The organism is Comamonas sp. JUb58 (assembly GCF_004364775.1).
Classification (GTDB): domain Bacteria; phylum Pseudomonadota; class Gammaproteobacteria; order Burkholderiales; family Burkholderiaceae_C; genus Comamonas.
Genome location: NZ_SOAL01000001.1, coordinates 185,559 through 197,513, shown reverse-complemented (window position 1 = coordinate 197,513; position 11,955 = coordinate 185,559). Strand labels below are relative to the sequence as shown.

General features: G+C 63.5%; 11 protein-coding genes. 8 read left to right on the top strand and 3 right to left on the bottom strand.

Going from position 1 to position 11,955, the window contains the following annotated elements:
- Positions 1–276: 276 nt before the first annotated feature.
- From lgt to EDF71_RS00880, 7 genes are all read left to right on the top strand, one after another.
- Positions 277–1,098 (top strand): prolipoprotein diacylglyceryl transferase, encoded by an 822-nt coding sequence (gene lgt / locus EDF71_RS00910; protein ID WP_243854107.1) that lies wholly within the window; start codon positions 277–279, stop codon positions 1,096–1,098.
- A gap of 103 nt (positions 1,099–1,201) precedes the next feature.
- Positions 1,202–1,990 carry a transporter substrate-binding domain-containing protein gene (locus EDF71_RS00905; RefSeq protein ID WP_133854753.1) on the top strand — a complete coding sequence of 263 codons (789 nt, stop codon included), beginning with the start codon at positions 1,202–1,204 and terminating at the stop codon, positions 1,988–1,990.
- Between the two features lie 249 nt (positions 1,991–2,239).
- Positions 2,240–2,908, top strand: a complete 669-nt coding sequence (locus tag EDF71_RS00900) for a GntR family transcriptional regulator (RefSeq protein ID WP_133854752.1) — start codon at positions 2,240–2,242, stop codon at positions 2,906–2,908.
- Positions 2,905–4,383, top strand: coding sequence for a malonyl-CoA decarboxylase (locus tag EDF71_RS00895; protein WP_133854751.1), 1,479 nt, complete (start codon positions 2,905–2,907; stop codon positions 4,381–4,383). The genes EDF71_RS00900 and EDF71_RS00895 overlap by 4 nt, the downstream gene beginning before the upstream one ends.
- Positions 4,384–4,639: 256 nt before the next feature.
- Entirely contained in the window at positions 4,640–5,593 is a 954-nt protein-coding gene (locus EDF71_RS00890) for a tripartite tricarboxylate transporter substrate binding protein (RefSeq protein ID WP_243854133.1), read from the top strand.
- 16 nt (positions 5,594–5,609) lie between these two features.
- Positions 5,610–6,401, top strand: coding sequence for an enoyl-CoA hydratase-related protein (locus EDF71_RS00885; protein WP_133854749.1), 792 nt, complete (start codon positions 5,610–5,612; stop codon positions 6,399–6,401).
- Between the two features lie 66 nt (positions 6,402–6,467).
- Complete coding sequence (locus EDF71_RS00880) at positions 6,468–8,024, top strand: malonyl-CoA synthase (RefSeq protein WP_133854748.1); 1,557 nt, start codon at positions 6,468–6,470, stop codon at positions 8,022–8,024.
- 110 nt (positions 8,025–8,134) lie between these two features.
- Here the strand turns inward: EDF71_RS00880 and EDF71_RS00875 are convergent, their stop codons facing one another.
- Together EDF71_RS00875 and fnr are read right to left on the bottom strand one after the other, a co-directional pair.
- A complete protein-coding gene (locus tag EDF71_RS00875) occupies positions 8,135–8,578 on the bottom strand; it encodes a universal stress protein (RefSeq protein ID WP_133854747.1) in 444 nt (147 codons plus the stop codon).
- Between the two features lie 147 nt (positions 8,579–8,725).
- Positions 8,726–9,448, bottom strand: a complete 723-nt coding sequence (gene fnr, locus EDF71_RS00870) for a fumarate/nitrate reduction transcriptional regulator Fnr (RefSeq protein WP_133854746.1) — start codon at positions 9,446–9,448, stop codon at positions 8,726–8,728.
- Between the two features lie 150 nt (positions 9,449–9,598).
- On the opposite strand from fnr, the gene hemN reads away from it, so the two are divergent.
- A complete protein-coding gene (gene hemN, locus EDF71_RS00865; RefSeq protein WP_133854745.1) occupies positions 9,599–10,981 on the top strand; it encodes an oxygen-independent coproporphyrinogen III oxidase in 1,383 nt (460 codons plus the stop codon).
- Positions 10,982–10,997: 16 nt separating this feature from the next.
- On the opposite strand, the gene EDF71_RS00860 is transcribed toward hemN, so the two are convergent.
- Complete coding sequence (locus tag EDF71_RS00860; protein WP_133854744.1) at positions 10,998–11,819, bottom strand: sulfite exporter TauE/SafE family protein; 822 nt, start codon at positions 11,817–11,819, stop codon at positions 10,998–11,000.
- Positions 11,820–11,955: the final 136 nt, after the last annotated feature.

Below are 11,955 nucleotides of genomic sequence, written 5' to 3'. Positions count from 1 at the left end.
ATTGGAAGCTGGATGGAAGATTCTAGCGGTGGCTGGACTGCTACCGCCGCTGGCAGTATAGCGCGCTCAGAAGCCATCGCTGTCATATTGATCGCAAACACGTTTCATGTTTGGTCATTTTGAATGTTTTGTCTTGGTTATTTGGTTAATTTGACGTAAATTTTCGGGTGATCGGTTGATATCGATTGTGTAATTGAATGCGCATGGGCGCGGGTAAGTCCTGTGGCGCGGCCCGGCTTGGCGCTGCCCGCTGCGAACTGCGGCACAATGCCTGCCATGCTGATGTATCCCCAATTTGACCCGATTGCCATCAAGCTCGGCCCGCTGGCCGTGCACTGGTATGGCCTGACCTATCTGGTCGCCTTTGGCCTGTTCCTGTTCCTGGGCATTCGCCGCCTCAAGGACCAGCCTTTTGCCTCGGTCACCACGCCCACGCGCTGGCAGCGCAAGGATGTCGAGGACATCCTGTTCTATGGCGTGCTCGGGGTCATCGTCGGTGGCCGCCTGGGCTACTGCCTGTTCTACAAACCCGGCTACTACCTCAGCAACCCGCTAGAGATCCTGGCGGTCTGGCAGGGGGGCATGAGCTTCCATGGCGGCCTGGTGGGCGTGATTGTGTCCATGGTGCTGTTTGCCAAGCTCAAGGGCCGGCCCTGGCTGCAGGTGGCCGATTTTGTCGCGCCCTGCATTCCGCTGGGTCTGGCATCGGGCCGCGTGGGCAACTTCATCAATGGCGAGCTCTGGGGCCGCTTCTCCAGCCCCGATCTGCCCTGGGGCATGGTGTTTCCGCAAAGCGGCTCGATGCTGCCGCGCCACCCCTCGCAGATCTACCAGTTCCTGCTCGAAGGCGTGCTGCTCTTCGTCATCATGTGGTTGTACTCGCGCAAGCAGCGTGGTGAGGGCCAGGTGGCCGGTGTCTTCCTGATCGGCTATGGCCTGCTGCGCTTCATTGCCGAATACTTCCGCGAGCCCGATGACTTCCTGGGTCTGCTGTCGCTGAACCTGAGCATGGGCCAGTGGCTCAGCCTGCCGATGGTGCTGCTGGGCATCTACCTCTGGAACCGGGGCCGCAGCCAACCGGTGCTTGCTACGTCCTAAACCGCTTATATCCCTGGTTTTATAGGGCTATACTGATCAGCCGCTGTGCCGGGTTCATCTGGCACAGCGGTTTTGTTTTTTGCCTGAGCGGAGAGTGGACGATATGACAAGAAAATTGGTGCTGGGCCTGGTGGCCGGTGTGTGCATGCTGGGCAGTGCAGCGGTGTCTGCGCAGCAGGCCTTGCCCGATCTGAAAGTGGCTGTGGACCTGAGCTACGAGCCCTTTACCTACAAGCTGCCCACAGGCCAGCCCGCCGGTTTCGATATCGACATCGCCAACGCGCTGTGCGCGGAGATCAAGCGCAAGTGCGTGTTTGTCGAGCAGGTCTGGGACGGCATGATCCCCGGTCTGCAGGCCAAGAAGTACGATGTGATCATCAGCTCGATGGCCAAGAACGAGGACCGCGCGCGTGTCGTGGACTTCACCAACAAGTACTACCACACGGGTGCCCGCATCGTGATGCCCAAAGGCTTCAAGTACACCGGCCCCGAATCGCTCAAGGGCAAGAAGATGGGCGTGCTGAAGGCCAGCATCCAGGAGAAATGGGCACTCACTTACCTCAAGCCCGCAGGCGTGGATGTGGTCTCCTACCCTGGCCGTGACCCTGTCTACCTGGACATCAACTCCGGCCGCCTCGATGGCTCGGTGGCCGACAGCGTGGAAATTGCCTATGGCTTCTTGAAGAAGCCCGAAGGCCAGAACTTTGAGTTTGTCAGCGACACCCTGGTGGACAAGAAGATCTTTGGCGAAGGCGCCAGCATTGCAATGCGCAAGGGCCAGCCCGAGCTGAAGAAGTCGCTCAACGATGCGATTGCCGCGATCCGTGCAGACGGCCGCTACAAGAAGATTGCCGACAAGTACTTTGACTTTGACCCTTACGGCAAGGACTGAGGACTTCATCCGACGCTGCGGGCCCACGGCCCCAGCGCTGACACAAGCAGGCCCGGTTGCACCGGTGCCTGCTTTTTTTGCCAAAAATGGCGGAGGTGAGCGTTTGCACCGGTAACAGTGGTTGCGGGCTATGAACTGGGTATTAACACGGGTGCCAAAATGCGCTGTAATTTCTCATAATTACAGGCACGCACTGCGTTTTGGGCTGCTGGCTCTAGCGCAAAACGGCTTTTACCAAGGAGTGAGCGGATGGCGATTGCCGGACAGCCTTTGCACGACACGGTGGCGATCCAGGTGCGCGACCTGATCTTTGCCGGCACCCTGGCCGCAGGCGAGCTGCTGGATGAAAAGGCGCTGTGCGACCAGTTGTCTGTCTCACGCACGCCGCTGCGTGAAGCCCTCAAGCTGCTGGTCTCCGAAGGCCTGCTGCGCCATGAACCCCGGCGCGGCTGCTTTGTCGAGACCGTGACCGAGCGCGACCTGGACGATATATTTCCGGTCATCGCCTTGCTGGAAGGCCGTGCCGCCTACGAAGCCACCAAGAAACTCAGCAGCGCCGACCGCGCCGTGCTCGATGTGATGCACGAGCAGCTGACCCACTACGCCGAGGCGGGCGACATCGCGGCCTACTACCGCATGAACCACCAGATCCACGAGGCCTTCATCACCCTGGCCGACAACCGATGGCTGGCCCAGGCCATTGCCGATCTGCGCCGCATTTTGCGCCTGGCGCGGCTGCACCAGCTGCGCGCGCCGGGCCGCCTGCAAGCCAGTTTGCAGGAACACCTCGATATCTATGCCGTGATGCTGACCGGCGACGCCGATGCCGCCGAGCAGACCATGCGCAACCATTTGCTGCAGCAGCGCAAGGCGCTGCTGCGCATCACCCCCCTTTCCATGTCAAGGATTGCTTTATGACCACCGCTACTGAAACTACGCCCGCCACCGGGGGGGACAGCGCCGCCAACAGCTGGCTGCAAAAAAGCGCGGCCTGGCTGCGCTCGGTCGGCATTCCTACCGAGCTGGGCAGCAGCAGCGCTGCCGAAGGCGAGCGCAGCACCACCGAGCGCCTCAAGGCCACCTTGCGCCGGGGCAATGAGACGCTGTCGCCGCGCGAGCTGCGCCGCCTGTTGGCCGACCTGCAGGCCGTGGGCGCCAGCGAGGTGAGCGATGCCGAGGGTGGGCGCCTGGCCGAGCCGGTGATGCAGTGGTATGCCGCGGCACAACCCGAGCAGCGCCTGGACTGCTGGCGCCTGCTGTGCGAGCAGTTTGTGCCCGATGTGGCCAAGATCGGCCAGGCCCGCCAGCGCTATGAGGATGCGATTGGTACCGCCGGCATGGCCGCTGCCGAACGCCAACTGCGCAAGGCCTTGCAGACGCCGCGCATGCGGCTGTTCCAGCGCTTTGCGGTGCCCGCGCAGGGCATGCGCTTTTTGCTCGATCTGCGCGCGCAGATGCTGCCCCAGCTCAAGAGCCAGGAATGGCTGGTCGCCGTGGACGCCGATCTGGAATACCTGTTCTCGACCTGGTTCGATATCGCCTTTCTGGAGCTGCGCAGCCTCAGCTGGGATTCGCCCGCTTCCCTGCTGGAAAAGCTCATCAAGTACGAGGCGGTGCACGACATCCGCAGCTGGGCCGATCTGAAAAACCGCCTCGACAGCGACCGCCGCTGCTATGGCTTCTTCCACCCACGCCTGCCCAATGAGCCGCTGATCTTTGTCGAGGTGGCCCTGGTCGACAAGATGTCGGACAGCATTGCACCGCTGCTGGACGAGGCCGCCGCCGCTGCCGATGTGGACAAGGCCAGCACGGCCATCTTCTACTCGATCAGCAACACCCAGACCGGCTTGCGCGGCGTGAGCTTTGGCGATTCGCTGATCAAGACCGTGGTGGAGCAGCTCTTGCAGGAGTTTCCCAAGCTGCGCCAGTTCGCCACCTTGTCGCCGATACCGGGTTTCCGCAGCTGGCTGGGCAAGAACGCCGGCGAGGTCTGGGAAGGCGCCGACAAGCGCCTGCGCGCCGAGCTGGGCAAGGCCCTGGACAAGGCCGAACCCAGCGTGGACGACTGGATGGGCGCGCTGGAGCAGGCGGGCAAATGGCAGGCGGCCGATCCCGCTGCCAAGCTGCTGATGCATGCCGCTGCCCGCTACCTGGGCAAGAGCCTGGTCAAGGATAAGCCGGTGGACCCGGTGGCCCGCTTCCACCTGGGCAATGGCTCCCGGGTCGAGCGCCTGAACTGGGCGGGCGATACCTCCGCCAAGGGCATCAAGCAGTCCTATGGCCTGATGGTGAATTACCTGTACGACCTCAAGCGCCTGGACAAGCACCGCAATCTGCTGGCCCAGGGCAAGATTCCCGTGTCCTCGGGCATCGAGGCACTGGCCAAGGTCTGAACCTGTTTTTGAGGATGGCAGGCCAGCATCGCGTCCCCGGGCGCTGCGCTGGCCTGGAGAGAGCTGCAGGCCTGCATAAGGGCCGCAGCCTGGGTGGTGGGCATTCTTTGCTGACCAGCCAGGGCTTGTGCGTTGCTGTGGGCACGCGCAGGCGGGTGTGCGTGGAACTTAAAAATAACCGTTAGGAGACAAGATGACCAAGAGCTATACACCGTCCTCATCCAGAAGGCGAACGCTGGTAGGCCTGGCCGCCGGCATGGCCGGCACGGCGCTGCCCGCCTGGAGCTGGGCCAACACGGCAGCAGCCAAGGACTGGCCCACCAAGCCGGTGACCTGGGTGGTGCCCTTTCCCGCAGGGGGCGGCACCGATGCCTTTGCGCGGCCGCTGTCCTCGCAGTTCTCGAAAATCTCGGGCAAGACCCTGGTGATCGACAACAAGGGCGGCGCCGGCGGCACCCTGGGGGCCAGCTTTGCAGCGCGCCAGCCCTCCGATGGCTACCACTTCTTCATGGGCGGCACCCACCATGTGATTGCGCCCTCGGTCTATCCCAAGCTCGACTACGACATCCAGAAGGACCTGGTGCCGCTGGCCTTGCTGGCGACGGTGCCGCAGGTGCTGGTGGTCAACCCCAAGCGGGTGACGGCAGCCAATATGCAGCAGCTGCTGGCCCAGCTCAAGGCCAATCCCGGCAAGATGAGCTTTGCCTCGGCCGGCGCTGGCACCAGCCACCACCTGGCCGGCGAGCTGTTCAAGATCCAGAGCCAGACCGACATCCTGCATGTGCCCTACAAAGGCGCAGGCCCTGCGCTGCAGGACCTGATTGCCGGCAATGTGGACATGCTCTTCGACGGCCTGGGCTCGTCGGCCTCACACATCGCTGCCGGGCGCATCAAGTGCCTGATGGTGTCCGGCAGCCAGCGCAACCCCTCGCTGCCCGATGTGCCCTGCGCCGCCGAGGTGGGCCTGCCCGATTACAACGTGACCACCTGGTACGGCCTCTGGGCCGTCAAGGGCACCTCGCCCGAGCTGCAGGCACGCATGTTCGAGGAGGCCAAGCGCATGGGCGCCTCGGAAGAAATCAAGGCCATCTGGGCCAAGAATGGTGCGGAATATGGCAGCATGACGCAGCCGCAGTTTGCGGCCTTTGTGGCCGACGAGGTCAAGCGCTGGGCCGAGGTGGTCAAGGCCTCGGGTGCCAAGATTGAATGACAGCAGGAGCGATGTGATGGCGGGGCAGGTTCGTGTGGAATCGTGGACGGCGGGCGAGGCCGCATCCCGTGCGCAGGCCGTGCGCGTGGTGCTGGCCCACCCGGGCAAGCGCAATGCCATGTCGCGCGCGATGTGGCGGCAGCTGCGCAGCGTGTTTGAGGACCTGCAGCGCCAGCCCGGGCTGCGCTGCATCGTGCTGCAAGGCGAGGGCGAGGCCTTTTGCGCTGGCGGCGATATCTCGGAATACGCGGACTTTCGTTTTCAGCACGAGAGCCTGGCTGCCTTCCACGAGGGCGAGGTCTGGCCCGCGCTGCATGCCATGCTGCAATGCGATGTGCCCCTGGTCGCCGCCATTGACGGCGCCTGCATGGGCGCCGGTGTGGAGCTGGCCAGCTGCTGCGACACCCGTTTGGCCACAGACAGGGCCCAGTTTGGCGCACCGATTGCCAAGCTGGGCTTTCCGATGGCGCCCAAGGAGGCCGCCCTGGTGCTGAGCCAGGTGGGGCCTGCCAAGACGCGGCAGATGCTGCTGGAGGCAGCGGTATTTGGCGCCGAGCAGATGCTGGCCTCGGGCTTTTTGAGCCAGGTCCACCCCGCTGCCCAGCTGCAGGCCCAACTGGAGCGCAGCGTGGCCCGCATCTGCGGCCTGGCACCCCAGGCCGCCCGCATGACCAAGCAACTGTTGCGCGCACTGGCCGAGGGCGATGCCCAGGCCCCGGTGCTGCAGCAGCCCTATGCCTATGCCGATTCGGCAGAGCACCGCGAGGGCATTGCCGCCTTTGTGGCCAAGAGAAGCCCCCAGCTTTGAAGCGGCCTGCGCAGGGCAGCAGCCCGGTCGCAGGCGCCAAGGAAACCACCAACCAAGTAGACAAACATGACCAACGACAACCTGTTCTGCGCACTGCGCGCGGCCTTTCCTGAGGACCTCGATGCCATCGCCGTGGAGACCACCTCGGCCAGCGGTGAACCGCTGAACTACAGCTGGCGCGACCTGGACCGCATGAGCGCGCGCATCGCCAACCTGCTCGATTCGCTGAACATCCCTTCCGGCAGCCGCGTGGCCGTGCAGGTCGAGAAGTCGGTCGAGGCGATGGCGCTGTACCTGGCCACCTTGCGCGCCGGCCATGTGTTTCTGCCGCTGAACACTGCCTACCAAAGTGCCGAGATCGAGTACTTTGTCACCAATGCCGAGCCGGCGGTCGTGGTCTGCTCGCCTGCCAACTTTGGCTGGGTCTCCAAGATTGCCTTCCAGTGCGGCACGCAAAGCGTGTTCACCTTGGGCGATGACCGCAGCGGCACCTTGCTGGAGCGCGCGGTGCACTGCGACGATGCGCACACGCCCGCGCAGAAATCGGCCGACGACATGGCTGCCATCCTCTACACCAGCGGCACCACCGGGCGCAGCAAGGGCGCGATGCTGAGCCATGGCAACCTGCTGAGCAATGCCGTGATGCTGAAGGACTACTGGGGCTGGAAGAAGGGCGATGTGCTGATCCATGCGCTGCCGATCTTCCATGTGCACGGCCTGTTTGTCGCGATCCATGCGGCCCTGCTTAATGGCAGCAAAATGATCTGGTTTGCCAAGTTCGAGCCCAAGGCGGTGATTGCCGCGATGGCGCGGGCAACGGTCTTCATGGGCGTGCCGACCTTGTATGTGCGCCTGCTGGCCGAGCCGGGGCTGACCAAGGCGGCCTCGCAGCACATGCGCCTCTTCATCTCCGGATCGGCACCCTTGCTGATCGAGACCTTCCGCGATTGGCAGACCCGCACTGGCCACACCATTCTGGAGCGCTATGGCATGAGCGAGACCATCATGCTGGTCTCCAACCCGTACCAGGCCGATGCCCGCCATGGCGGCCAGGACGAGCGCCGGGGCGGCACGGTCGGCTTTGCGCTGCCGGGCGTGGGTGTGCGGGTGCAGGGCGATGATGGCCAGGCACTGGGCGCTGACGAGATCGGCCATATCCAGGTGCAAGGCCCCAATGTGTTCAGCGGCTATTGGCGCATGCCCGAGAAGACCGCGCAGGAGTTCACGGCCGACGGCTGGTTCAAGACCGGTGATGTGGGCAAGATCGATGCACGTGGCTATGTGACCATCGTCGGCCGCAGCAAGGACCTGATCATCTCCGGCGGCTACAACGTCTACCCGGCCGAGATCGAGGGCTTCATCAATGAGCTGCCGGGCGTCGCCGAAAGCGCGCTGGTCGGTGTGCCGCACCCCGATTTTGGCGAGGTGGGCGTGGCGGTGGTGATTGCCAAGGCCGGCCAGCAGCTGGATGCCGAGGGCATCATCGCGACCCTGAAAAAGCAGCTGGCCAACTTCAAGATTCCCAAGCGCTGCTTTGTCGTGGGTGAGCTGCCACGCAACACCATGGGCAAGGTGCAGAAGAACCTGCTGCGCGACGAGTACCAGGGCCTGTTCAAGGGCTGATGCGCTAACGGTGGCGGCCTGAGCCGCCATGACAAAACCCTCGCGCTGTGGCAGCTCAAAAGCTGCCGCAGGCGAGGGTTTGCTATTGGGCGGATGCGCTTAGATGGCGATCAGCGCAGCACCAGCACCGGGATCGTCGCATGGGTCAGCACATGCTGGGTTTCGCTGCCCAGCAGCAGGCGCTTCAAACCCCGGTAGCCGTGCGAGGCCATGACGATCAGGTCGCATTGCTCGTTCTTCGCGGTCTCCAGCAGGGCTTCGGCAATCATGTCGGACTTGATCACCAAGGTCTTGATGGGCACGCCGGTTGCGGCGCCTTCGGCCACCACCTTGTCGACAATGCCTTGCGCGGCACGTTCCCAGCCTTCCTCGATGCGTGCAATGTCATCGGGGTTTTGCATGGTGCTGCCTTCAAAGTAGCTGCGCGGGTAGTTGGGCGAGATGTTGACGGCAGTCACCGTGGCATGGCTCAGTTTGGCCAGCGCCAGAGCGTGGCGCACGGCCTTTTCGGACAGCTCAGAGCCATCGGTGGCAAGCAGGATATGTTGGTACATGGCAGGCTCCTTTCAGGTCAGACATGGGGCAGGGCTGCGGGGGGCAGCCTTGCCGTGGTTTCATCTCCGAGCATCGCCGCTTGCTGCTGATGTGGATGTCGGATCAGACCGCGTTTGTGTCTGTTGGCGAAGGTTATGCGCCTGTTCTTAGACCGTGCAGGCCTGGGTGTTGATCAGGCCCTGGAGCTTTTCCGTGTCCAGAATGCGCACATGGCGCTGTTTGACCTCGATGATGTTCTCTTCGGCAAACTTGGAGAAGGTGCGGCTCACGGTCTCCAGCTTCAGGCCCAGGTAGCTGCCGATTTCCTCGCGGGTCATGCGCAGGATCAGCTCATGCTGCGAAAAGCCCCGGGCATGCAGGCGCTGCACCAGGTTCAGCAAGAAGGCGGCTAGGCGCTCTTCGGCACGCATGCTGCCCAGCAGCAGCATGACGCCGTGCTCGCGCACGATCTCGCGGCTCATGACCTTGTGCACATGGTGCTGCAAGGCGGTCACTTCGCGCGACAGGTCTTCGAGCGAGGAGTAGGGCATCACGCAGACCTCGGCATCTTCCAGCGCAATCGCGTCGCAGGAATGGCGGTCGTGGACGATGCCATCGAGGCCGATGATCTCGCCGGCCATCTGAAAACCGGTGACCTGGTCACGCCCATCTTCGGTAGCGATGCTGGTCTTGAAGAAGCCGGTGCGGATCGCATACAGCGAGGTGAAGGTCTCACCGTTGCGGAACAGCGCGCTGCCGCGCTTGATCTTGCGGCGCGTGGCAACGATCTCGTCAATGCGTTCCATTTGTTCGGCCGACAGACCCACGGGCATGCACAGCTCGCGCAAATTGCAGTTGGAGCACGCTACTTTGATGGAGTTGGATGTCATGTATCAATACCCTCGAACAAATATTCGTGTAGGAACGGCGTTCCTTGTATGCGCCTATTGTGCGTGCAGGCGACAAATGGGTTCTTGATGTATATCAAGGACGCGTGGCAAGCCTTGGGGCACATTGGGGGTCCGCAAGGATGAAGCCCCATGATTTCCCTGACCCCCGAACTGCTGCGCCGTTTTGACGTCCCTGGCCCCCGTTACACGTCGTATCCTACCGCAGACCGATTTGTTGAAGCCTTTGCTGCGAATGAGTACAAGCAGGCGCTGGCGCAACGCGGCAGCGGCCTGGCGGCCAGGCTGGCGCCGCTGTCCCTGTATGTGCATGTGCCGTTCTGCGCCTCGCTGTGCTACTACTGCGCCTGCAACAAGATCATCACCAAGCATGCCGAGCGGGCCGACGAGTACCTGGACTACCTGGAGCGCGAGCTGGACCTGCAACTGGCCCATCTCGGCACGCGCTCGACCATCAGCCAGCTGCACCTGGGTGGGGGCTCGCCCACCTTTTTGACAGACGCCGGCCTGAGCCGCCTGATGGACATGGTCAAGCAGCGCTTCCATCTGCAGCCGGGCGGCGAGTACTCGATCGAGATCGACCCGCGCACCGTGAGCCGCGAGCGCCTGCTGCACCTCTACCAGCTGGGCTTCAACCGCCTGAGCTTTGGCGTGCAGGATTTTGACCCGCTGGTGCAAAAGGCCGTGCACCGCGAGCAGCCCGCCGACCAGGTGTTTGCCTTGGTGGCGCAGGCGCGCGAGATCGGCTTTGAATCGATCAATATCGACCTGATCTATGGTCTGCCGCTGCAAAGCCCGGCCAGCTTTGCGCGCACGATGGAGCAGGTCAATGCGCTGCGGCCCGACCGCATTGCGCTCTACGCCTATGCGCACCTGCCCGAGCGCTTCAAGCCGCAGCGCCGCATCCAGGCGCAGGACTTGCCCAGCCCGGCCGACAAGCTGGCCATGCTGGCCCAGGCCCTGGCTGCGCTGGAAGGCGCCGGCTATGTCTATGTGGGCATGGACCATTTCGCGCTGCCCGATGATGCCTTGGCGGTGGCCAAGCGCCAGGGCCGCCTGCACCGCAACTTCCAGGGTTACAGCACCCAGCCCGATTGCGATCTGCTGGCGCTGGGCGTCTCGGCCATTGGCCGCATCGGCGCCACCTACAGCCAGAATGCCAAGACCCTGGAAGAGTATTACGACCTGATCGACCAGGGCCAGATCCCCGTGGTGCGCGGCCTGGCGCTGACGCGCGATGACCTGCTGCGCCGCGCGGTGATCATGGGCCTGATGTGCCAGGGCAGCCTGGCGATTGAATCGCTGGAGCAGGCCTGGCTGATTGATTTTGCGCAGTATTTTGCCTCCGAGCTGGCCCAGCTGCGCGAGCTGCAGGACCAGGGCCTGGTGCAGCTGAGCGACGAGGCGATCAGCGTGACGGAGCTGGGCTGGTACTTTGTGCGCGGTGTGGCCATGGTGTTCGACAAGAACCTGCAGGCCGACCGCAACCGGGCGCGCTTCTCGCGCATCATCTAGCCGGCGCAGGAGAGCCTCAGACCTGCCAGGCCGCCAGGCTCTTGTAGAGCATGTAGAGCGCCAGGCACAGCAGGATGCCGCCAAAGATCTTCTTGAGCTGGGCCACCGGCAGGCGGTGCGCGGCGCGGGCGCCCAGCGGTGCGGTCAGCACGCTGCAGGTGGCGATGGCGGCCAGGCCGGGCAGCCAGATATAGCCCAGCGAATGCGGTGGCAGGCCCTGCAGGTGCAGGCCGGCCACCATGAAGCCGATGACATTGGTGACCGCAATCGGAAAGCCCAGCGCCGAGCTGGTTGCCACCGCGTTGTGCATGGGCACGCTGCACCAGGTCATGAAAGGCACACTGATGAAGGCGCCGCCAGCACCCACCAGGCCCGAGAGGCAGCCAATCACACCGCCGGCTGCCAGCTGCCCGCCGGTGCCCGGCATGCTGCGCATGGCCTTGCTGTTGGGCTTGCGGAACATGCGCAGTGCCGAATAGCCAATGAACAGCCCAAAGAACAAACCCAGGTAGCTGCCCTTGAGCACGGCAAAAATGCCCAGGCTGGCCAGCAGGCCGCCCAGCACAATGCCCGGGGCCAGGCGTTTGACAAGATCCCAGCGCACGGCGCCATGCTGGTGGTGGGCGCGCACGCTGGACATCGAGGTAAAGACAATGGTCGCCATCGAGGTGGCAATCGCCATCTTGATCGCCAGCTCGGGCGCCACGCCCTGGGTGCCCAGGATGTAGGTGATGAAGGGCACCAGCACCATGCCGCCGCCAATGCCCAGCAGGCCTGCCAGAAATCCGCCAATCAAGCCCAGAAACGACAGCGGCAGCAAAACGAGGGGATCAGTCATGGTGCACAGTAAAAAGGCCACCTGAAACAGGTGGCCTGAAACCCCGCTGTCGCGGAGAGGAGAAGACAGGTTGGGCAGCCTGCCCGAAGAAAACAGGTGTTCGCAGCGGATCCACTGGACCGTCATCCTGAACCGG

What these genes read in the sequence shown, in the direction of transcription:
- lgt (WP_243854107.1), top strand. Translation starts at nt 277, where the DNA reads ATGCTGATGTATCCCCAATTTGACCCGATTGCCATCAAGCTCGGCCCG.
- EDF71_RS00905 (WP_133854753.1), top strand. Translation starts at nt 1,202, where the DNA reads ATGACAAGAAAATTGGTGCTGGGCCTGGTGGCCGGTGTGTGCATGCTG.
- EDF71_RS00900 (WP_133854752.1), top strand. Translation starts at nt 2,240, where the DNA reads ATGGCGATTGCCGGACAGCCTTTGCACGACACGGTGGCGATCCAGGTG.
- EDF71_RS00895 (WP_133854751.1), top strand. Translation starts at nt 2,905, where the DNA reads ATGACCACCGCTACTGAAACTACGCCCGCCACCGGGGGGGACAGCGCC.
- EDF71_RS00890 (WP_243854133.1), top strand. Translation starts at nt 4,640, where the DNA reads ATGGCCGGCACGGCGCTGCCCGCCTGGAGCTGGGCCAACACGGCAGCA.
- EDF71_RS00885 (WP_133854749.1), top strand. Translation starts at nt 5,610, where the DNA reads ATGGCGGGGCAGGTTCGTGTGGAATCGTGGACGGCGGGCGAGGCCGCA.
- EDF71_RS00880 (WP_133854748.1), top strand. Translation starts at nt 6,468, where the DNA reads ATGACCAACGACAACCTGTTCTGCGCACTGCGCGCGGCCTTTCCTGAG.
- EDF71_RS00875 (WP_133854747.1), bottom strand. Translation starts at nt 8,578, where the DNA reads ATGTACCAACATATCCTGCTTGCCACCGATGGCTCTGAGCTGTCCGAA.
- fnr (WP_133854746.1), bottom strand. Translation starts at nt 9,448, where the DNA reads ATGACATCCAACTCCATCAAAGTAGCGTGCTCCAACTGCAATTTGCGC.
- hemN (WP_133854745.1), top strand. Translation starts at nt 9,599, where the DNA reads ATGATTTCCCTGACCCCCGAACTGCTGCGCCGTTTTGACGTCCCTGGC.
- EDF71_RS00860 (WP_133854744.1), bottom strand. Translation starts at nt 11,819, where the DNA reads ATGACTGATCCCCTCGTTTTGCTGCCGCTGTCGTTTCTGGGCTTGATT.